Origin of the sequence: Paenibacillus cisolokensis (assembly GCF_050481165.1) — a bacterium.
Lineage (GTDB): Bacteria > Bacillota > Bacilli > Paenibacillales > Paenibacillaceae > Paenibacillus_AH > Paenibacillus_AH cisolokensis.
Genome location: NZ_JBCNFP010000060.1, coordinates 1 through 22246 on the forward strand (window position 1 = coordinate 1; position 22246 = coordinate 22246).

Genomic DNA, 22246 nt, shown 5'->3' on the forward strand with positions numbered 1-22246 from the left:
CAATCTATTGACAGAGGTCCATGATGTCGATGATCACCTGCTTGGACTGGAGGTTTCAATCCACGCTCCCGCATGGGGAGCGACGAGCCTGTCAGCAGCAGAACAAGCCTTGAAAGAGTTTCAATCCACGCTCCCGCATGGGGAGCGACCTTGACATAATTTCGTTCAATTCGTCTTCTTCGATGTTTCAATCCACGCTCCCGCATGGGGAGCGACGCTCCAGATATAGTCATCCGGCACGCCAGGATGGTTTCAATCCACGCTCCCGCATGGGGAGCGACAGGCTACTACGTTTGCATTGATCTGAAAGCATGCGTTTCAATCCACGCTCCCGCATGGGGAGCGACTCTATGCACGGCGAAAGCATGAGCAGGCCCTTGCAGTTTCAATCCACGCTCCCGCATGGGGAGCGACCGCGGTTTCGGCGTCGATTCGTTGACGTCTTCTTCGGTTTCAATCCACGCTCCCGCATGGGGAGCGACGATAATCCACTCCTAAAACATACCCAAAAGTATTACCGGTTTCAATCCACGCTCCCGCATGGGGAGCGACATTGGCGCAGCTCCGGCAACCGCTTGATGACCAAGGTTTCAATCCACGCTCCCGCATGGGGAGCGACGGCGTCCCTTTCCGGCGCGACGCGGCCATTGTGGCCGTTTCAATCCACGCTCCCGCATGGGGAGCGACGTTGCCGGGTGACCTTTTTGTATTTCATGAGGGAGGTTTCAATCCACGCTCCCGCATGGGGAGCGACCGCAAAACTCGGGACGATCAACCCGGCAACAATCGTTTCAATCCACGCTCCCGCATGGGGAGCGACAGCAAAAATGACTAAATCCATCCATATGAAGCATCAATTTAATGCAATTCCTCAAGAATTAATGCTTATTTCATATGAATAATCTATTGACTTTTTCCAAATCATTAGATTTTCTATGATTTTCGACAAATTTCGAGGTGCGAAGGACCCGGGGATTTTATGGGAGCTTCACATTCGCACCTTGTTTTCTGACTATAGAATTAATGGACTTTCCATGTCGTATGAACTTTTGGCACCAATATGCTCCACCTTGGCCTTGTAATTCTCCCCCAAATTATAAAAGCGCAAACTATCCTTTTCTTTATCAATCAATGCTTCGAGTTCATATTTTAACCGCCGGAATTGCGTTGGATCAAGAATGCATTCAAACACAGAATTTTGAACCCGTTGGCCATAATTGAGACATTTCTTCGCTACTCGAGTCAGCCTTCTTCTGCCTTCCGCGCTTGTCGTACTTACATCGTAAGTAATCAATACCAGCAAGCCTTCACCTACTTCCACAAAAATGGGGGGTATTCGTCAAGATCGCCCCGAATGGTTCTGGCCAAAAGCAGCGCCTGCGCATAAGGGACAAGCCCCCAGGATATTTTTTCATTTTGACGGATTGTAATATGAAGTGCGACAGAAAAAAATAAAGGAGCCCATGGATGGATTCGTGTAAAATGGAAGTCGCCAAACACCCATTCGTACAGGAGGATCCATTCATGAGCTACTCCCATCTTAGCATAATTGAGCGCGGACAAATAGAGGCTTTGCATCGACTCGGCTGGTCGACAAGGGAGATTGGCCGACAGCTTGGACGCCATCACTCCACGATTGCCCGTGAACTCTGTAGAGGACAAGTGAATGCGTACTATGAAGCTGCGCCCGCACAAGACGCCTATCAAGAGCGAAGAGCTGCTTGTGTGCCATCTGGCAAGTTCACACCCGAGCTGGCTGCAAAGCTGCAAGAGAAGTTGGAGCAGACCTGGTCGCCCGAGCAGATCGCAGAGAGGCGGCGATGTGAAGGTCAAACATTCGTATGCTTCAAGACGATCTACCGCTGGTTATATGCTGGCAAGCTGACCGTCTCTGAGACTCAGGTGCTTCGACAAGGGCAAGCGACGCAAGCCCATGGAGACACGCGGACGCTTTCTCGTCGGCACCCCCATCCGTCAGCGTCCCAAAGAAGTACGCAAGCGCACAACGTTCGGCCATTGGGAACTGGATACCATCGTGTCGAGCCGAGGGAAGAGCAAGGCTTGTGCGGCGACGTTCATCGAACGCAAAACCCGGCTTTACTTTGCGGTGAAAATGCCGGATCGCACAGCCCATTCCATGGAGATCGCCTTTGGCGTGGCGGCAAGCCAGTACCCGAAAGAGACCTTCAAGACGGCAACAACGGATCGCGGCAAGGAATTTGCTTGTTATACCGCACTCGAAAATACACATGGTATCAAGGTCTATTTCGCAGATCCCTACTCTTCATGGCAACGTGGTTCCAATGAGAATGCCAATGGCCTGCTACGGGAGTTCTTTCCCAAAGGACATGATTTCGCCACTGTTACTGACGAGGAGCTTGCGAGGGCTGTTCACCTCATTAACAACCGCCCTCGAAAATGCCTGAACTGGAAATCTGCTCACGAAGCATTCATGGATGAGCTGTCGCATTTAGCTTGACAATCCGTCATTTAAATAGGGGTGCACGATCTTTTCCTGTTTGCGCTCCTGCCATGACTTCAATATGATTTTTCTTGTGTCATCATCCATTACGACCGCGCCGTTCTCTTTCTTGTGAAAGCCTTTCTCATTAATCAGCTTTTTGTTGATCAAAGAGAGCGCCAGACGGTCGGCATACACCGATCGCAGTTCTTCCATAACATCCAGAGCCAGTGAAGCGCGCCCGGGGCGGTCACGATGAAGAAATCCGACATACGCATCCAACCCTACCGCTTCCAATGCCGCCTTCACTTCGTTTGCCAGCAGAGTGTAAGTAAAGGACAGCAACGCGTTGACATTATCCAGCGGAGGACGTTTGTTGCGGCCATGGAAGAAAAAATGTTCCTTCTGTTGCAAAATCAGTTGATCGAAAACGGAGTTGTACTGTACGGCCGCAGTTCCTTCCAGCCCGCGCAAAACATCCAAATTTTCGGCACCACGCACCAGCTTCATCGTTTCGGATAACGAGACACTGACCCGCTTGATTCGATCTGCATCAATGCGAAGCGAATAATCTCGAATGGCCCGTTCCAGAATCCATTTGCTGTTATACAGCTTGCCTATAATCATATTTCTCGCGATGAGCGCGCTTCTTCTCTCATCGTCCGAAATCCGGTACTGTTCTTTCCGGAGTACCACATTGCCTTTGTCCTCCCCGATGACCCTGGCCAAAAATCGACCGCTGCGAGTCATAAAAGTGAGAGCGATCCGGCGCTCGGCGCAGGCTCCCATCAAAGCCGGGCTGACACCGGCATATCCGAATGTACATATGGCTTCCAAATTGTGCAGAGGATACCGCGCAACGACCTCCTCGTCTTTCCTGATCACGACATTTTCGCCATCCCGGGCCAAGTACGTATCCGGCATTGTCACAAACAACGTATTGAGCAGCTTCTTCATTCTTCCAACCTGCTTTCAATGTAGCTGGAAACCGTTCTCTTGCTCATCATTTCCGGCAAACAAATGCCGCTAAGCGAACAACTTCGGCAATGCGGCCCCGTTTTGACCTTCGGTGTATGGCGTTTCTGGTAATAATGGCGCATCTCTTCAAATATATTGCTTACCCGCTCTTTGTCCGCAGGAGTGACGGGCACTTCAACCCTGTGTTTGATCTCATCATAGTACAGATAGCCGAGCGACAGTTCGCAAACGAGCATTTCCTCCAGACACATTAACTGGGCAATTAACTGGGAGCGGTCGGAATCGTCTTTCTTGGGCTTCCCCCGTTTGTACTCGACAGGGAAAGGAAGGTATAAACCTTCCTCCCCAGCCAACGATATTCCCTCGGGATGGCGGACAAATTCCACCACATCGCAAACGCCGCTAACGCCAAGACGTCTGGAACGTACCGGCAATGCGCGAACGATCAGCTTGTCCCCTCTCTTTTCGCGAATCAACGGCTGGTCCGCTATCCGATGTATATGTCCCCCTTCAACCGTAAGAACATTTTCTTCCCATTGCTGTTCGATATGGATCAATGCCCACTGCCTTCTGCAAAAATTAAAGTGCTGGATCCCCGAAAGAAGCAAATCATCCTCTTCGTTATAATCCTGCATATTCCTGTACGTCCAACCCTTCGAGCGGGAGTACCGTAAAGCTGTAATCGTCCACCGATTTGGCCTCTTCCGCACCTTCCCTTAGCCGCAACTGTAAGGAACGATGTACTTTTGCAGAGGAATATTGTCCCATTTTGGACTTGTGTTCCCACCAATAAACGCGGTGCACTTCCATGCTTCCGTCAGGGCGGGCGGAAGAAGCGTCATTCTCGAACAAGGTGATCAAGGCATTGCGAACTTTAATCGCATCTTCATACGTAAATCCGGTCTTTTCGGCCAACTGCGGATTCATGCTTCCATAGAAGACATACACTCCGAAATCAACTCTATGCTTCATGCCCATCGTATCGGAGCTTCGCTTGTTCGGATCCTTGGGCGTCACGGCGTTGACGCTTTTTGTAATTTGGATACTGGTGATATCGATCGGATGCAAGCTAACGGCCGTATGAATGGAAACCGGACCGCGAATGCCTATGGAAACATCCGTGCCGCTGAAAGCGAACACCTGTCCGAAGCAGCGCACATCCAACCAGGCTTCGCAAGCCGCCCGTGCAAAAAGCTCGTTGTTCTGCTTCTTGCCTTTGGCGAATTCCTGGACGTCCGCATTGGCGTCTACCCGTTCTTTGATGCTTCGATATTCGTCCGTGCGCCTGTCATCGGACTGGACAAGGATCGACTCTCCCATATCCTGCAACCGATTGCGTATTTTCCGCTTGATGCAGACATCCGAAATCTCACCGTGCCCGTCATAATTTTGCCGCGGCCGGTTGCCGTTCAGCGGATCGCCGTTCGGGTTGGCATTGCGAACCGACAGGACGACGGCAAAATCAATTTTTCGATCGAGTGCTTTCATTCAGATTTCCTCCTGTTCATCGTCTTCATTGTCCATCGCTTCAACGGTGTCATTGTTTTTCTTAAAATTGCTCAATTCATGACGCTGACTGTAAAATCCGAGCAAGTACAAACCGCTCAGCGGCTTGTCCGTAAAATGCTCGGGCTGCAACTGCGAGCCCACCTCATCCAACAAACGGTTATAGAAGTTCGCATCGGTCCCCATCCTAGCCTGATAAGGCTGGATAGCGGCTTGAATAATCGTCCAGGTCCGCATCGGACGCTGTGCGAAAGCGTTCATATAACGGATCGCGTTGGTCGCCCGTTTCTCCTCCCGTCCAAGCGCTTTCCTTTCCAGCCTGTCGGCGATGGCCAGCATTCTGCCGAACAAATAGCTGCGGTCCTGGCAATTCGTATCCAGACTCACATCGAATCCCTCTTTCTCATATGTTTTGTTGACGAGCGCGCAAGCGATGCTGAGCGTCTTCTCCCATTCCCACTCTTCCATCCCCACCGGATTGGAAGCGCGGTGGATCGCACTGCGCACAATATCAAACGGGATTTTACGCCCATCAATGATACAGGGCAGCATTCGCTCAATCAGTCCCTTGACCACTTTGTCGTTGGCCTGCGGACCATAGGCGGCAAAGGCAATGTCGCGGGCAGCCGGCGCTCCGACGAACGAAACGGTACGATTCTCCGAATCTTTACGATAACGATGCAGCCAGAAGCAGCTTTCATGCCAATATTGCAAGCGATTGAGGAAAAGTTCTTTGTTCATGTCGCGATAATAGACAATCGACATCCGCCCGGGCGTAGCCGCATCCAGTACCATGACGATGACTTCTGATTTATAATCGCCGTCATAACGGTAACCGTTAATCGCCAGCCGGATCCGCTTCGCGAACTCCTTGTGCGTGCTATCCCCAATGCCTTGAGTTTCGTCCTCATGGTCATACAAGGTGAACGAATCGGCGAACGGATCGGGAACGTTCAGATTTTCGGTTCCCCATACGAGGAACACTTTGCCGTCAATCGTGAAAGACTGCTTGTCGATCAGCCATTTCAACGCATTGTGCGCTTTCTGCGACACATCGTACGCAACTGCGGCCGCCTCCCGGCTCGTGCGAAAACGTCCGCGAAACGTAAAACCGTCCGTGTCGTTAGCGGAGATCAGCTTGGACTTGTCCGCCGAGTTGCGGATACGTGATGCATGCTTGTCCGCATAAGGAAGCTCACGGCCGGAAACGTAACACAAATCGTAATCCGTCAGCTTCATTTCATAGTATTGAATAAAAGAATTTTGAACGGACATATCCCGCCATAACCGAGGTTCGACGTCACCTGGCACATGGACGGCAAATCGGACAAACGCCGAGCTCTGATCCGAAGCGATCACTTTGAATATTTCCGGCCGCTCGCCGTACCGGTTTTCCAGTTCTTCCGTCCATTTATCCGCCAGCTTGCCCTGCCCGTCAAGCCACAGCACTTTATAATTAATGAGATCTTCCATCAACGTTCCTTTGCGAAGATATGTATATACGCTCTTCACTTTGGGATGCGCCGCAGGCGATTCGCACCAGTCCGACAGTTGAGCCATATAATCTTCGTATGGCGTACCTTTGGGTTCTTCGCAATACTTTGCAAAGTCGCCCGCCACGTACATCAGCTTGTCGAACAAAGGATGCGGAACAGGCTTGCTTGTCCGGCTGGCGGAAGCCTCGGTGCAAGGAATGATCGTGTTGGCCTCGTTCTTGTCCACCACATTGGCCGATACAAAATGGCCCCGATCGTCCAAATGGACCTCGATATGCGCACTTTGCGTCGTATGGGAGACCGGGATCAGCGCATATTCACGATCGTTCCATTTTTTTTCGAATTGACCGACGGCATGCGAATGATTCTCGTAGGTCTTGTTTAATTGCGCCAACCAAGTCATTCACGCCCCTCCATCCGCAAATAGTTCTTGATACATGGCATCTACCGGTTGGATATTGGAGGTATCGAACGGCTTTATCGTCCCCTCGCCGGTCTTGCGAATGAGCGTGCAATCTTCGGGGCGGATAAAGCGAATGATGCCGTATTCCATCTTGGCTCTCCACAAGCGGGTCTCCCGCTCCTGCCTTCCGGTTTCGTCCGGGTAATTGATGCCGTGAACCATGATGCCAAAATCGATTTCCGGCGTTTGGTCATAGAAGCCAGCTCCTTCGCCAAACACGCACGGTTCGACATAGCCCTGGCATTCGCGCGTTCCCAGAAAAATATCCCGTCGCCCGCCAGCTTGTAACGCTCTTTTGCTGATGTTATGGTGCTTATGCTCGTTCCGGTCGTGTACCAAATCTTCGCGGTGCGGATTAAACTCGAAATGGGCCCGTACCTGGTACCTTACATCTTTGAGATACGTATAGTAGGCCAATGTATTTCCACCGTTGTACTCGATCGGACGAATGCCTTTGGACTCGGTCTGAATGGGATTCATAACGCGGACCTCATCTATATACCATATAATAGTAGGTTTCCAGTATATAGATTCTACAATGCCCTTCAATGCCTGATAGGTCGGAATTTGATAGGAAAACTTCTCGCCCCCGATTTTCGTTAACGGATCGGTAAAGAGCGCATAATTGCCATACACCTCAAATTCGATCTGGTTTCGCATTTTTTCACCACCTTCTTATCAATCGGAAATCCGCTGCTATATGACGGCTGTCTCCCACTCGCCTTCGCCATCCGTTTCGACACCTGCCAGATCGGAATATGCGACTTTGCGCAGAGCCAACACGTGGCCATGCAGCAACGGATAAACATCCTCATTCCGGATCAGCTTGCGCATCTCGTGATCATAGATGTTGACCACATATTTCTGAGCCTTGCGCAACAAATCGCCAAGCTTTCGGCTATCTAATTCTCCGTTCAAATCCAGAATCAGCGATTCCGCGTCCTCGTTGTAAGGAACCAATACCGAGGCTGCCGCGTTGCCGATCGCTTCGAAATACCGTTCCGCCGTTGCGAACGACGAGCGGCTTAATATTTCCGGGGCGCGTCCATGTTTGTTCTTGTATGCCTCATAGTACATTTTGTTGGCGCTAAGCAGATCAAACATTTTATGATCCAGTTGGGGGATCGGGTAGTCCATTTCCTCTTTCATTTGATGAAAGAAATACCGGAAGTAGGCGTTCATCGCCGCTGCAGATAATAATTCATGACCGAAGCGTTCCGGACTTTGACGAAACTCGTACAGCAGCCGCTCCGTTATCTGGGCTCCGGTCTTCATCTCCGGCAGCCGCGTCAACACTTCATCGGCGGATTTCACGATATAAACTTTGCGGATCGCGTCTTTGCCGTGACGGTTGCACCGCCCCGCCGCCTGTGCGATGGAGTCCAGACCGGCGAGCGACCGGATTACACATTCAAAGCTGATATCGACCCCCGCTTCAATCAACTGCGTACTAACGCAGACAACCCGTTCCTCGGCTTCAAGCGCCGCTATCATTTCTGCCAATACATTTTTGCGGTGCGCTGCGCACATATTCGTGCTTAAATGGAACAGCCTCGTGCCGCTTTCACCGGTTCTCGGATCCTTCGCAAGCCGGTCAAACAATTTCCGTACCGCCGTTTTGGTATTGAGGATGACGAGGACGCTGCGAACCTCTTCCAGCCGCTCCCCGACAAATTCGGCTAATCGTTCGGCCCCCCACCCTTCCGGCTCGGTCCGGTCTTCGATTTCCACCCGCTTGAAACGTTGTGCGACTTTGTCCAGACTGCCGATCATCTCGGGCCGTTCGGACAACCGAAGATGATGTTTGACGTAATCGAGCGCCGGCTGCGTGGCCGTACAAAGCACGACACTGGACCGGCCGAAAAAATGCAGGAAGTTAAGCGCCGCGTTGAACAAGGAAATACTCTTGAGCGGTACGGATTGCACTTCGTCGAAGATCAACACGGAATTGACCAAACGATGCATTCTGCGGATATTTCGCGTTCCTTTGGCGTAAAACGTGTTCAGAAACTGCACCATCGTCGTAAAAATAATCGGCCGGTCCCAATTGTCTCTGGCCAGCCGGATTTTTTTCTTACGAACGTCGTAATCTTCCGTCTCCTCCCCGATCTCCTCCACAACATTGGAATGATGCTCCAATATCAGATCGTGCTCCTGCAAAATATCCCGTATCTCGGCTGCGTTCTGCTCGATAATCGTCGTGTACGGAACGATGTATACGATTCTTTCTTTCCCGGTGGCGATTGCGTGCTTGATGGCATAACGGAGGCTTGCCAGCGTTTTGCCTCCTCCCGTTGGAATCGACAATGTATAGATTCCGGACGGCCGTTCCAACGCAAAAGCTTCGCACTGATCGGACATCTCCCGTCTTAGCCGGTTGATCGGATGACTGGCGTTCCGATCACGGTCAAATCCCCTAATTTTCTTCATCAATAAATCGTAGCAACGGTTGAAAAACGCTGTACTGTCGAACGGCGCCTCCGGGGCTTCATCCTCTTCGAATTGTCTTGTATTGGTCCGATCGGCGTCGATCAAACAACTGAATATGTATTTCATGACGAGCGAGAAAACGATCGGGGGAAGCGCATGTTTTTGAATCCGCTCCAAAACCTCCGCCAATTCCTTCCTGGCCTCAGCAAAGTATTGTTCGAACTCGGCATCGCCGACGCTTCGGAGAAAAACGGCTTTGGCCTGCTCGTAGTCCGGCAACTCTTTGTTGGCGACTCTGTCGAGAAATGGCGACGATGATTGCGGATCCAAAAAATCCCGCAGGCCTTGATGATGAGAAATGATGCAGTTGGCAACACATTCCGCCGTTAATTTGTCTAATGATGTCTTTGCTCCCCGGTGGAACCGGTCGTACAATAATTTGCCCCCCGCCGTCGAATGATCGACCGAACCTCTGCGCGGAGGATTGTCCGGGTTTGCCGCCGCCTCTTCAATATACGATTTGAATGACAGGGTATTTTTCCCCATATCATGAAGCCACCCGGAGAGTCCGGCCAGATACCGGAGACCGATCTTGCTGCCGGAATCCTCGCAAGCTTGCTTTACCTCAATCGAATGTTCGGTTGTCGTCTGAATTTTTCCGTCCTTTTCACGGATGTGAGCAATGTAGTCCATAGCACCTCCGAAAAACAAGGTCTTTAAGGCTAATTTTGATAAGGGACATCGTTTAAAAATGAGACTATTGATTTATATGTACGACATCGTTAGATTTTTTCCTCCCAAATCTATCGTATTTTTTGGAAATCTTTATATTTTTACTTCATCATGGGGGATCACTTGAGTGGAAGGGAAGACTGGATTTTAATCCATACTACCATGGGGGGACATTGGAAACGGTCGTCAAGTTAGTGGTTGAGCTTTATCGTTCCCGCATAGGGAGCGACGCTTTCTCCTCTCCGAACTCGACCGCGAACGCGAGGTTTCAATCCACGCTCCCGCATGGGGAGCGACTCCGGTATTTTCCCGAAGCCCGTCGTCGGCGTAACGAGTTTCAATCCACGCTCCCGCATGGGGAGCGCCCAGTAAATATCTTTATTTCGGTGGTTGCTCCAAAGGCGTTTCAATCCACGCTCCCGCATGGGGAGCGACTTCGTATACGGCAAAAGTACGAGAGGTTTACCGGGTTTCAATCCACGCTCCCGCATGGGGAGCGACGGTTAAGCTTGCACATGGCGTTCAATATCGTTATGTTTCAATCCACGCTCCCGCATGGGGAGCGACCGCTCTCCTTTCGACCCCAACGCCCTTTACGCTGCTTGTTTCAATCCACGCTCCCGCATGGGGAGCGACTCTCCTTGGCGAACGCCATTTCGACATGCCGCAGGTTTCAATCCACGCTCCCGCATGGGGAGCGACATTGCGTCAAAGGTTTGCCGTTGTCAAACATGGTCAGTTTCAATCCACGCTCCCGCATGGGGAGCGACATTGGACAGTCAACTGCGTCCTGGCTTGTCGAGGTTTCAATCCACGCTCCCGCATGGGGAGCGACATTGAGTTAATCCGCCGCCTTCGCTGCATAAATACGTTTCAATCCACGCTCCCGCATGGGGAGCGACCCCGGGACCCGGCTCTTTCAGTGCCAAGCGTGACGTTTCAATCCACGCTCCCGCATGGGGAGCGACTAAATTTCGCGTAGGCTTCCGTTTCTTTCCACGGTTTCAATCCACGCTCCCGCATGGGGAGCGACGATATAGCGGGTGCGCACGCTAAATATTCGCCGTTGGTTTCAATCCACGCTCCCGCATGGGGAGCGACTCCGTATCGTTGCGCCAACAACGACGCGGTTTGAGTTTCAATCCACGCTCCCGCATGGGGAGCGACACTGACGGAAGACGATAAAGAACGCATTGCGAAAGTTTCAATCCACGCTCCCGCATGGGGAGCGACCGCTCCCGCATGGGGAGCGACGCTTACCGTTATGTTTCAATCCACGCTCCCGCATGGGGAGCGACAGCAAAAAGAGGTCAATCCATCTCGATAAGACATCAATTACACTGCTTTTTTCCATTTTCGATGCCAATTTTATATAAATTTACGCTTGACTTTTAAGGAATCGTCTCAAAAACCTTCGTTTTCGACAAATTTCGAGGTGCGAAAGACCCGGGGTTTTTATGGGAGCTTCACATTCGCACCTACATTCAGGGACGAAATTTTCGATAGTAAGTTTTCCCTGTGATACATTCAATATATCACATATCCAACTTGCACCGGAATCAAAATTCAACAATAATTTCGAGGCCGCCCATTTCCTGAATAACTCGGAACCACCAAACGGTATAATACTCACTTCGAAGAATCCGAAACTCCCGCAACGGCATGCTCCAAAGCGCACATCCAATCTTCCATGTAGAAAGCGATCTGCTCTTCCTGAAACAGCTTTCGTCCGATTCCGCTCATCGCTCTGCAAAGAGAGTCATCCCACACGGCTCCCATTTGTTTCAGCCGGTTGCGTTCTTCATCGGAAAACCGGACGCCTTCCCGGTTGGAGCTGCGGCTTCCGGCTGCGTAGCTTTGAGAATCGAACCGCCATGATCTGAACTGCCCTTGATATCTGGCCGCCAGCACATTCCCGATTTCGATCCCTTTCACGTCAAAATCGCCCGAATAGTACAGCGTACCGCACCTCGGGCCTTCCTGGACGTACCGATCCAACAGTCGAAGCGCCGCGGCGCTTGCCGGACCGCTTGTGCAAAGCAGCGCGGGACCGTCGACAGAAAGGCGAAACGCTCCCCCCTTCTCCAGCCATCGCTCGGTCATATCGATCAACGTAGAAAATACAGCCGGATTCTCAACCACATACAGATCACCGGCAAACGGTACTTGCTTCATCCTTTCGATCTGTCGTAAAGACAGAATAGACAGCCCGCCCGACTCCCAAGGGATGAAAACATGAACGAACGTCGAGATATCGTCGTCCGCAATGCCCGCGACCCGGTAAATCTCCCGTGACGCCAGACTGTCAGCTTCGATCGCCGACGCTTCCGGCTCTTCAATGGAGCTGTCGCGTTCCGGAGTACCTGCAGATTCTGATTCGAAATCAGAATCGGAATCTGAGCCGGCTATGGCTTCGGCACTGTCAGCGGCATTCACCGCTTGCCCCGTACGATCTACTTGGCCAATCCGGTCTGCTCGGCATCTTACTTCACTTTCTTGATCTTGTCCTGGTTCCGGCACGGCTCGCCGCGCCGATACACGCAGCGCCTGAAACAGCAACCGGCCAGCCGGGACGTTCCTGTCCAGCGCATGCGGGTTGCCCGTGGCGAGCGCGGCCAGCACCGGCAAACGGATCGGATGCAAACCGTCGCTCGGCGACGCCGGGCCGCTCCTGTCAAGCGAGCCGTCAAGACGCGAATCATCAGATCGCAAACCGCCCAGCAACGGCTCTATCGATTGCATCGAACTCTGCTCCAAACGCTGTTCCGAACCAAGATGTCTCGCCAGCAGCAAATTCCATGCCGCGGCAGCGTTCGCTAGCTCGCGCTCGGCATCCTGCGCGTATTGCCGCCACAGCTCCCGGAGCATCCGGTAACCGTCCGCCTTTCCCGCCTTCAATTGTTCGAGCCAATCCGCCACAACCGGATGAAGCAGCCCCTCCTCCCGCTCCAGCTTCCCTTTGACGATCCGGAACAACTCCTCCCATTCCTGCCGGTCAAGCTGCTGCCGGTCCGATTTCGTCAGCAACGGTTCGCCGGTCAGCACCGCGTGCAGCTCTTCGATCGTCATCGCGAAGGCGGATTCCAGCAATTCCCGCTCGAACGCCGCAAGAGGAAGCCGAATGTCGCCGCCCGGTTTCACATTCCACCCCATGAACGAGTTCACCATTTCGCACTCTTCCGGTGTCGCATTGCGGACGACCGCGTTCCCTCTCGCTTTCCCGAAACTCGCGTAGCGATCCCATATCGCTTGCAGCGGCCGCTCGAAACCGGGGCGGGAGAAATAAGCTTTCGCCCGCTCCCCCCGGTCAGCCCGTAATCCGTTTGTCCGATCCTCTCTGTTAAATCCTTGAAAACCGTTCATGCCGTCACCCGCTTGCCCTCTGTCTAACCGCGTTATATACCGGACAATTTGCAAACATCTGTCTTGCATCTAGCCCGAACTTCCGACTATGCGCCTTGACGACTGCCAGCCAGTCATCTAGCCGAGCGTTGCTGCAAATATGCAGCACATCCACCCGACTACTCTGTTCTGACGTTTTCCACATATTCCCGCCGCTTGCCGTTCCAACGGTAGCGGAACAATGTGACGAAATCGACGTCCTTCGGCCGGTATATTTCGTAAATCGCCAGTTTCGGAACCGTATCGAAGCAGCCCCACAGCACCTGGGACGTCATCATATAGTCGAAGCCCATATCCGTCAGCAGCTTGAACATGTCGCGCATATTTTCCTCGTCTACGCCCGCGAACGCCTCGTCCAGCGAAATGAGCCGGGGAGCGTCGCTGCGCGCGTCGGAATACCGCGACCACGTCGCCGCGAACAGCGGGATGTACATCGCCATCGCCTTCTCGCCTCCGCTCAGCACGTTGAAACGTGCGTCGGTCAACGGACGGTAGCCGGTTTGCTCGCCTTTTTTGTATTTCAGCTCAAAGTAGAACCAATTCCGGTAATCGAGCGCACGGTACAAATGCTGCCGAAGCGACTCTTGTTCTTCCTCGGCGGACTGTTTGGCTCCCGCGATTTGCGCGCGGAAATGTTCGATCATCGCATCGATCTCGTCTTCCCGCAGCCGGTGGGAATCGCGCTTGAGCATCTCTACGAGATCGTACACGTCCAGCTGCTGCTCGCCCGACGCCGGCTTCGGCTCCCATTCCAGTCGCAGCCTCAGGCCGCTCGAGGTATCCCGCTCTTCCATAAGCTTGTTCATCTCGCGCACCCACTGTTCAGCCCGGTGAATCCGCTGCCGAATCGCCTTGCCGACGCTGCGCAAAATAATTTCCTCATACAGTTCCCGGTCCTTCTCGCTGAGCAGAGCGCTTTGCTCCGCTTCCTGCTCTGCCAGTTCATCGAGAAGCGTCTGGGGCGGCAGCGGCCGATGCGGGTCACGCATCGAATGGATCAAAATGCGTCCCGTCGTTTCATCGTCGGTCGTCTGCAGCACATATTCGGTCAGCATCATCCGGGCGGCCGTAAATTGCTCCAGCAGACGATTCGTAATATTTTCCGCGTTGCGTCCCGCGAACAGCGGCTCATACCGGCGGCGAATTTCCCTGGCCAGCTGGCAGGCGGCATCCCCTTCCGGAGGCTGTGCCGCAAACGGCTCCGCATCGTTGCGCTCATCACCCGGCCATTCCTCCCGCAGCTCCTCCCGCCATTCCGGCACGAGGCCCCGGCGCAGCTCGGTCCACAGTTGCACGGTCGCACGATCCAGCCCGAGCTTCCTGCCTTCCGCCTGCTCGCTCAGCAGCGCAAGCTGCGCTTCCGCCCGGGCGGCTTTGTCCTTCGCCGCATCGAGCAGCCGCTCCTGCTCCCGGTTACGCTTCACCAGCGCGGTTTGCTCGGCTCTTATCTCCTCCAGTCTTCGTGCCACATCGGCAAGGCCCAACTCTTCGATCAGCTTCCGCAGCGTTTCCGTCTGCGCCCGCTGATCCCGTCTCCGCTCGTCGAGCTCATCCATCTGCGCTTCTTCGTCTTCCAACTCGAGAGCGGTCGTTTCAAGCTCATCCCCCAGCCGCTCCCAAGCGGCACTCGCATCCCGATATTGACGCCACAAGGAATGCAGTTCCGACAACGCACCTTCGTATTCTCGAATAACGCTTGCCGCTTCGGCCAGCTCCTTCTCGCGCTTCAGCCTCGACCAACCGGCGGTCAGCTCATGGAGCTGCCTTTGCAGCTCGCGCCATTCCTCCGATTTCGCTTTGAACCGCTCCAGAGCCCGCTCCTCATGACGGAGCGCGGCCTCCAGACGATAACCGGCCTCCTGCAGCGCCCGCAGCCCATCTGTCAATTCGGTTCCATCCGGGAACCGGTCGCGCTCTTCGGCAAGCCGGCTCTCCGCTTCCCGCTGCCCGTCGATCGACAGCTGCACCTCATGCAGCTCCGCCTCCACCGCGGCGATCGCTTCGGCAAGCCGGGCGATTTCAAACATTCGTGTTCGCTTGCGCGTCTCTCTTCCGATATATTCCGCACGCACCTTCACCCGCGAACGGCCGGCCAACGGACCGAGCCGGTACGAGCCGTCCGCCGCGATGATGCCATGCCAGTCGGCGCCGTCTTGCAGAGCGCTTCCTTCGTCCCATAAAAAGCTTCTCAGCACCGCATCAACCATTTCAGCCGTCACGCCGCTTTCCTCCGGCGGATCGGCTACAAGCAGGTCGGCAAGCGTATACCCGAATTCGATTGGTTTCGGGACGATCCACGCCTCTTCGTCGCCGCTGCCGCAATCTTCGAGCCGGCCATCCGGCGAAATCCAGGCGTCCAGCAGACCGGCGCGTTCCAGCGCTTCCTCGATGCGCGCCCGCTCCTCTTCGCCAACCTGCTTCCGAAAGTCGCACAAGGCGTAGAGCGGAGCACCCGCCCGGGCTTTACCGCGCCGGAAGTTTTCCCTCGCTTCGCTGCGGGGCGGTTCCGGCTCGCGGCTCTCTTCCCAGCTGCGTTTCTCTTCTTCCAGCCTGCGCTTCTGCTCCAACAGCTCGTCCCGGCGCCGCTCGAAGCCAAGCCTCCGTTCGACAAGCGCATCGCGGCCGACTGCATAGCGCTGCAGCAGCGGCGCTCGCACAAGCTCAAGCGACGGCTGCTCCGGTCCGTAATTCCGAATCGCGCCGAACGTTTCCCTTATCGCTTCGTCGCCGAATTCGAGCTCCTTCAATCCGTCCCTCCAGACGACGATCGCATCCTTCAGCCGCTCCTTCGCTTCCTCGAGCCGCTTTTCCCGCTCGGCGCGCTCGCGTTCCGCTTCATCCCGCACCCGGCTCGCTTCGCCAAGCTCGATCTCCCGCTCCTTCACCATCGACGCAGCTTCGCGCTCCTCTGCCGCCTTGACCAGCGCCAGCTCGACCCGCTCGCGATGACGGCGGATATCCCGGCGCCATGCATCCTTCCAGGCGTCGTCTTCCGGCACATTCGGCGTCCAATAGCGATGGTATACCGCATGCTCGGCAAACTCCATCTCGCCCGCCATCTGCTCCATCTCGTCCAGCGTTTCCCGCTGTATCCGCTCGGAAGCGTCTCTGCTTGAGGCCGCCTCCTCCTGCTCGCGCTGCAGTCGATCCTGCCTGATGCGGGCTTTTTGCGCCTTGTCCCGGGAACGCTCCAGCTGCCGCTCCGTATCTTCGAGCGCTTTCGCAGCCGCCTCGTATTCCCGCTGCTTGCCGATCGCCTCATGCTTCTCCAGCAGCTCCCGCTCCAAGGCGATGTCCTGCAGCCTGCGTTGTATATCGGCACGCTCCGCCGCCGCCGCTTCCTTCTCCCGCTCCGCTTGCTCCAGCGCCGTCTCCGACGCCTTCACCCGGGCAGCCACTTCCTTGTAAGAAGCGTGGTTTTCCAGCAGTTCTCCCGCCTTCGTATAAAGAATATGCTTGTTGTAAAAATCGTACCGCTCCTGCAGCCTGACCATCTCGCCGCGATGCCTTCGGATCTCGTCCAGACGGTCGGCCATTTGGTCCATATCTTCCAGTACTTCCGACAGCGGCCGCAGTTCTTCCTCCATCAGAGGCGGCAGCGCCTGGTGCAAAATTTCGTATATCGCCGAAGGCTTGAAATCTTTTGAAAGCTTCGGGCTCCGCAGTTGGATCATAAGCTGAAGCAAATCCTGAAAAGCCTCGATATCCGCGAAGCCGAAAATTTGCTTGTTTACGAGGTCCTGATACGACTTCTGATCCTGAACGACCATGCCCCCGGAACCGATTTTCCCCTCCAGTTCCTTGCGGTCAAGCGGTATACGCACCTGGTCCTCCAGCCATCGGTTGCGGTCGTACAGCCAGAAGTCCCGCCCGATGCGCCGGCCGTCCTCCAGTACAAACCCCCAGAATTGCACCTGCGAAGCGTTGCGCCGCGCTCTCAGTCCGATACCGATCGTCTTGAAAGCGCCCGTCCGTCCGTGCCGGAATTCCATCCACAGATAGCCGGTCGCATCCGTCTTGCCTTTGCCGTCGTCATCCTCGCCGAGCAAATAGTACTCGATCCGGCGGTCGCGCGAACCGAACGGGTCGAGCCTGTGGGGACGTTTGTCGCCGTCGAGCACGAGCGGCAGGAAGCTTTGCATCGTAACCGATTTGCCCGAGCCGTTCGCTCCGCGAAGAATGAGACGGCCGTCCTCCAGCTGAAATTCTTCTTCGTCGTAATACCAAAAATTCAGAATGCCGACCCGGTTCATCTGCCATCTGTCCGGCGGCTGCGCGCCATCCGCCCGACGCATTGATGCCGTCCCGAGCTCCGCTGTCCGTTCCGTCGTTCCGACTGTCGTTTGCTCCATCGCCTATCCTCTCCCCATTACGCATCAAAATCGGAATTGGCATAATCCGCATTCCACCGGCCCAGCACCGGAGATACGAGAAACGAAGCTTCGCTTTCCCATTCCCCGAGCCCCCATTCCGCCAAATGGTTCATACATAGCTCCGCCAGTTCCTGCGATGCGGATTCCCGCAGCTCTTTGCTCCAATATTCTTTATGTCTGGACTGCAGCCGGTACATGATCGTCTCCATTTCTGCTCTCGTTAGCCGGATCGTTCCGTTGTCCTCCGTATACAGTCCGCCTCCTTCCGCCAATTGCCTGCGGATTTCGCCGGCCGCCAGCAACGCCAGGTCCGAAGCAGCCGACAGCGTCGGGAACAGCTCCCCCTCGCCCGTCAGTTCCGGATGAAAGAACAACAGCCCCTCGCGATAGCGCCTGCCGACCCAGCCGAACGTTTTCTCCAATTGATCAATAATTGCCCGCCGCTGCCACAGCACATAATTCAAATCTTCTTCGTCCCATTGACGATCCGTAACGACCGGTTCGAGCAGCAGCCGTCGGTAGACGCGATGCCTGCGCCTCATCGACTGGCCGTCCTGCGTATCCGCGTAAGGAATCGGGTCTGTCAATTCCTCAATACGCGAACATTCGGTCAGGTCGCGTGGAAAGCGCCGAAGCACATACCGGGCCAGCGGTGAGCATTCGTACAGGGCGTTGCGCTCCGCGTCCTGCGCCCAGAAGCTTTCGTCTCCGTCGACACTGTACAGCACGCCGAGCGAGCGCAGCTTTTTGAGCGCACGGGCCATGGACAAGCGATGATAGTAGTTGCGCCAATCCGCTTCCAAGCCCGCTCCAAGCATCTGCTCGCGAACCTCTTCGACAATATCGGAAAGCAGAAACTGGTCCAGCTCCGTTTTTCCTTCCAAATACCATAAACCGTATGTGAAAAAGACATAATCCGATGTTTCGCGAAACTCCGCAAATCCCATCCACGGAAAAGCTTTCACCGGCGTCTTGTCCAGCTTGGCCATCGACCGGGTCACGATCAGCGGGAACCCCGCCTTGTCCATAAACCAGTCCCGCAATTCCTCGTAATGATCTTTGATCGCGAAGTACAAATCGGGATCGTCTTCCTTCGTTACCCACGGACGGTTCAGCAGCGCATGCATGCACGCCCGCTTCCGCTCGGCAAGTTGCTCCGCATTACGTTCCTTTCTGACCGCTCTTCGCAATGCTCCGGAAGCCATGCTATTGATCTCCCCTTTCTTCCACGGATGCCGCCGCTTCCAGCGCCGCCGCCGTATTCGTCAGCATGAAGTGCAGCTCGTAATCCGCCATCTCCAGCTCTCCGTCCTCGGCGTATAAAATCGTCCGTTTGTCCGTCCGCGGGTTACTCATCCTTATGCGCACGCCTTCGGGCGTCACGAACGTATACGTTTTGCCCGCCGTCATGCAACGGCCGATCCATTGGAGCAGCCGCAGACGTTCCTTGGCCGTTACGACGCCCATCTCCGATATCCGGACCCGTCCCCGCTCCAGCATCGCTTCGATCATCCGCATTTCTTCCGCCTGCCGGATCCGGTACGCCTCCCGCTCGCGCCGCTTCCTTTCTTCGTTGTCGCGCACCGGATCAGACTGAAGCCTTTCGCCGCGTTTGCGGCTGCGCGAACGCAGCATCCGCACCATCGGACGCTCCTCCCAGGAAGACATGTCCGCCCGGTCGGAATCCCGCAAGTCTTCTCCTTGCAGATGCCGCGTCGGAAACAGGCCGAACGCAAAAGCGGCCAATCGATGCGCATCGTCCACCGAATCGAGGGAGGCGAACCAGCGTGCCAGATGCTCGAGCTCTTTTTTGCGGCTAAGCCCCGCACGCTTGCGCTCCTGAATACGGATGGCGCTGCGGACGATGCGCGCGATCGCATCTTTGGTCGCTCTTTCCAGCAGCGTCAGCTCGCTTGGCGTGTTCCCTTCCCCGATAAACCAGCGCCGGATATTCGCCCAGCCGCGTTGCAGCTCTTCCATCCATTCCTCTTTATCCGGACCTTCCTCCAGCCGCGGTTTGGCGAGCTCGCCTTCCACCACTTTTTCCAGAAACAGATCCCGGACCGTATCGTTAATGCGCAGCAGGTTTCCTTCTATTTTATAGGCGCTGCGCTGAAGCGCCTGCACGAAATTTTGCAAATAATCGGTCAGTTTCTCCTTGAAAACGAGGAACGCTTCCGTCACCATCATCTCTTCCGCTTTTGCCGTCTGCAGGCTGGCGATGTAATCTGCTGCGTTCTCGTGCAGACTAACGAACGACCGGTACAGCACATTCCACAGCTCGAGCGCCTCTTCCGGCTGCCACCGGTCCGCGTCGCGCCGGATCGCGAACAGCTTCTCGGCAATCGTGTCGAAAAGAGACGCTTCGAGCGATCCGCCGTAGCCGGTCACCTTCTCCAAATTTTCCAGCAAACGCTCGATTTCGATCGAATACGGACGAAGGGAATATTGCATTTTTTTCTTCAAATATTCTTCCAACGTGGAAGACCGCCCGCCATCGTGGCGAGCGGTCAAGTTTTGCCATTCAACCAGTTGCTCGAGATCATGATGGCACATCTCCTGCGTATAGTCCGGCCATATGTTCCAGGCCTTCATCGTTTCGTAGACTTCTTCCGGCTTAAGCCAGTATTTCAACCGCTTATATTCCTGATAGAAAAAACGCATAATCGCGCGATACCGCGCCACATTGTCCGCATTGACATACTTCAATTCCGGTATTCCGCGCAACGCTTGCGACGGCAATCCCTGTCCTTGGTGCTCCATCCGTTTCCCCTCGTTTCAGGCATTTCAACGTTGCTTCTATGATAGATGGAGTTGGAGAAGATGGCAAGTCAGTTAGGTAGTTTTTCTGGGGAACGGCTCATTTGTGCCGATTTGAAGAGTTTTGCGGTAGCGTGATATTATCCACGCTCCCGCGGGGGGAGCGACCACTTTCGGAATGACACTGGCGACGTCATAACGATGTTTCAATCCACGCTCCCGCGTAGGGAGCGACGCAGCGAGTTCATGGCCTAGCTCCTCATCTTGCGGTTTCAATCCACGCTCCCGCGTAGGGAGCGACCACATGTCGTCGATAAAAAGCAGCTCCGCCCGCTGCGTTTCAATCCACGCTCCCGCGTAGGGAGCGACGTCGAAGGCTTTGTGCCGTACGATCCGGTATATCCGTTTCAATCCACGCTCCCGCGTAGGGAGCGACTATGATCAATCTTCGCATGGCACCTGTTGCATAACGTTTCAATCCACGCTCCCGTGTAGGGAGCGACATTGAACGCTATATTCTCCGCTTAACGTTGTGCCTGTTTCAATCCACGCTCCCGTGTAGGGAGCGACGACGAAAGGATCGCGCTAGTCGGTAGCGTTATCGTTTCAATCCACGCTCCCGTGTAGGGAGCGACTCCGCGACCCAGGCCGCTGATTCTTCGTTCAATTCCGTTTCAATCCACGCTCCCGTGTAGGGAGCGACGAAGGGCGAGGGCGGGCTGAACATTCAGACATCGGTGTTTCAATCCACGCTCCCGTGTAGGGAGCGACGTTCACTCCTTCGTTTTAAATTCGGTTGATACGTTGTTTCAATCCACGCTCCCGTGTAGGGAGCGACGTAGTTTCGGAAGGTAACGTATTTAACGAAGGGGTGTTTCAATCCACGCTCCCGTGTAGGGAGCGACGACACTGGCCAAGATCGTGCATATGTCTACGGACCGGTTTCAATCCACGCTCCCGTGTAGGGAGCGACGAGTCCGGCAACAAGCGCCGGCTGAAAGATCGGGAGTTTCAATCCACGCTCCCGTGTAGGGAGCGACCTCGGTTATACGATTAAAGATTATCGGTTGGGATGGTGTTTCAATCCACGCTCCCGTGTAGGGAGCGACAAGATAGACACTACATCGGATGGGTTGCCACTGACAGGTTTCAATCCACGCTCCCGTGTAGGGAGCGACGTCTTATTGGTATGGCATCCTCAACCGTTAGTCGTTGTTTCAATCCACGCTCCCGTGTAGGGAGCGACAAACGGAAAAGCGCGTCATCGAAACGTTCAGTAAAGTTTCAATCCACGCTCCCGTGTAGGGAGCGACGCGCGCGATTTGCGTTCGAACGTAACGACGTCGGTGTTTCAATCCACGCTCCCGTGTAGGGAGCGACATTCAGACGTTCAATTACGAGGTACGGACGCTTTTGTTTCAATCCACGCTCCCGTGTAGGGAGCGACAGCAAAAAAGGGGCAATCAATCTCAATAGGGCATCAATTATACTGCATTTTGCATTATTCAATGCCATTTTCGTATAAATCTACGATTGACTTTTAATGAATCATCTTAAAATCTCTCTTTTTCGACAAATTTCGAGGTGCGAAGGATCCGGGGTTTTTATGGGAGCTTCACATTCGCACCAGATTGGTTCGGTCGTG

10 protein-coding genes, 2 pseudogenes and 3 CRISPR repeat arrays are annotated in these 22246 nt (G+C 54.5%); of the genes and pseudogenes, 1 reads left to right on the forward strand and 11 read right to left on the reverse strand.

The features are described from left to right. Positions 1-52: 52 nt before the first annotated feature. Positions 53-820: direct repeats of the CRISPR family, unit length 32 nt; unit sequence GTTTCAATCCACGCTCCCGCATGGGGAGCGAC. 192 nt (positions 821-1012) lie between these two features. Continuing rightward, on the reverse strand, positions 1013-1303 hold the full coding sequence (cas2, locus tag ABEV74_RS10580) for a CRISPR-associated endonuclease Cas2 (protein WP_062491838.1): 291 nt from the start codon (positions 1301-1303) through the stop codon (positions 1013-1015). 221 nt (positions 1304-1524) lie between these two features. Between cas2 and ABEV74_RS10585 the strand changes: the two are divergent. After that, a pseudogene (locus tag ABEV74_RS10585) lies at positions 1525-2479 on the forward strand (IS30 family transposase). On the opposite strand, the pseudogene cas1c reads toward ABEV74_RS10585, so the two are convergent. The 10 genes and pseudogenes from cas1c to ABEV74_RS10635 form a co-directional block, all read right to left on the reverse strand. Continuing rightward, positions 2477-3418: pseudogene (cas1c, locus tag ABEV74_RS10590) on the reverse strand (type I-C CRISPR-associated endonuclease Cas1c); the annotation flags it as partial. The pseudogenes ABEV74_RS10585 and cas1c overlap by 3 nt on opposite strands. Next, positions 3415-4074: a CRISPR-associated protein Cas4 gene (cas4, locus tag ABEV74_RS10595; RefSeq protein WP_430145884.1), complete on the reverse strand. Its 660-nt coding sequence runs from the start codon at positions 4072-4074 to the stop codon at positions 3415-3417. The gene cas4 and the pseudogene cas1c, both read right to left, overlap by 4 nt. Continuing rightward, complete coding sequence (cas7c, locus tag ABEV74_RS10600) at positions 4061-4927, reverse strand: type I-C CRISPR-associated protein Cas7/Csd2 (protein WP_062491834.1); 867 nt, start codon at positions 4925-4927, stop codon at positions 4061-4063. Before cas7c ends, cas4 begins: the two co-directional genes overlap by 14 nt. Continuing rightward, on the reverse strand, positions 4928-6844 hold the full coding sequence (gene cas8c, locus ABEV74_RS10605) for a type I-C CRISPR-associated protein Cas8c/Csd1 (RefSeq protein ID WP_430145886.1): 1917 nt from the start codon (positions 6842-6844) through the stop codon (positions 4928-4930). After that, a complete protein-coding gene (cas5c, locus tag ABEV74_RS10610) occupies positions 6845-7564 on the reverse strand; it encodes a type I-C CRISPR-associated protein Cas5c (RefSeq protein WP_430145887.1) in 720 nt (239 codons plus the stop codon). Positions 7565-7600: 36 nt separating this feature from the next. Then, positions 7601-10027 carry a CRISPR-associated helicase Cas3' gene (cas3, locus tag ABEV74_RS10615; protein ID WP_430145889.1) on the reverse strand — a complete coding sequence of 809 codons (2427 nt, stop codon included), beginning with the start codon at positions 10025-10027 and terminating at the stop codon, positions 7601-7603. A gap of 304 nt (positions 10028-10331) precedes the next feature. After that, positions 10332-11364: a CRISPR direct-repeat array (repeat unit 32 nt; unit sequence GTTTCAATCCACGCTCCCGCATGGGGAGCGAC). A gap of 331 nt (positions 11365-11695) precedes the next feature. Then, positions 11696-13429 carry a TIGR02679 domain-containing protein gene (locus ABEV74_RS10620; RefSeq protein ID WP_430145891.1) on the reverse strand — a complete coding sequence of 578 codons (1734 nt, stop codon included), beginning with the start codon at positions 13427-13429 and terminating at the stop codon, positions 11696-11698. A 158-nt stretch (positions 13430-13587) separates the two neighbouring features. After that, positions 13588-17820 carry a TIGR02680 family protein gene (locus tag ABEV74_RS10625; protein WP_430145893.1) on the reverse strand — a complete coding sequence of 1411 codons (4233 nt, stop codon included), beginning with the start codon at positions 17818-17820 and terminating at the stop codon, positions 13588-13590. A 17-nt stretch (positions 17821-17837) separates the two neighbouring features. After that, positions 17838-19046 (reverse strand): TIGR02678 family protein, encoded by a 1209-nt coding sequence (locus ABEV74_RS10630; RefSeq protein WP_430145895.1) that lies wholly within the window; start codon positions 19044-19046, stop codon positions 17838-17840. 1 nt (position 19047) lies between these two features. Next, the gene (locus ABEV74_RS10635; protein ID WP_430145897.1) at positions 19048-20604 is read right to left on the reverse strand and encodes a TIGR02677 family protein; all 1557 of its coding nucleotides are present in this window, start codon (positions 20602-20604) and stop codon (positions 19048-19050) included. Between the two features lie 200 nt (positions 20605-20804). Further along, positions 20805-22048: a CRISPR direct-repeat array (repeat unit 32 nt; unit sequence GTTTCAATCCACGCTCCCGTGTAGGGAGCGAC). Positions 22049-22246 lie beyond the last annotated feature (198 nt).

Bases quoted from the DNA above. Each gene is read 5' to 3' on its own strand.
- cas4 (WP_430145884.1), bottom strand. From the start codon at position 4,074: ATGCAGGATTATAACGAAGAGGATGATTTGCTTCTTTCGGGGATCCAG.
- cas7c (WP_062491834.1), bottom strand. From the start codon at position 4,927: ATGAAAGCACTCGATCGAAAAATTGATTTTGCCGTCGTCCTGTCGGTT.
- cas8c (WP_430145886.1), bottom strand. From the start codon at position 6,844: ATGACTTGGTTGGCGCAATTAAACAAGACCTACGAGAATCATTCGCAT.
- cas5c (WP_430145887.1), bottom strand. From the start codon at position 7,564: ATGCGAAACCAGATCGAATTTGAGGTGTATGGCAATTATGCGCTCTTT.
- cas3 (WP_430145889.1), bottom strand. From the start codon at position 10,027: ATGGACTACATTGCTCACATCCGTGAAAAGGACGGAAAAATTCAGACG.
- ABEV74_RS10620 (WP_430145891.1), bottom strand. From the start codon at position 13,429: ATGAACGGTTTTCAAGGATTTAACAGAGAGGATCGGACAAACGGATTA.
- ABEV74_RS10625 (WP_430145893.1), bottom strand. From the start codon at position 17,820: ATGGAGCAAACGACAGTCGGAACGACGGAACGGACAGCGGAGCTCGGG.
- ABEV74_RS10630 (WP_430145895.1), bottom strand. From the start codon at position 19,046: ATGGCTTCCGGAGCATTGCGAAGAGCGGTCAGAAAGGAACGTAATGCG.
- ABEV74_RS10635 (WP_430145897.1), bottom strand. From the start codon at position 20,604: ATGGAGCACCAAGGACAGGGATTGCCGTCGCAAGCGTTGCGCGGAATA.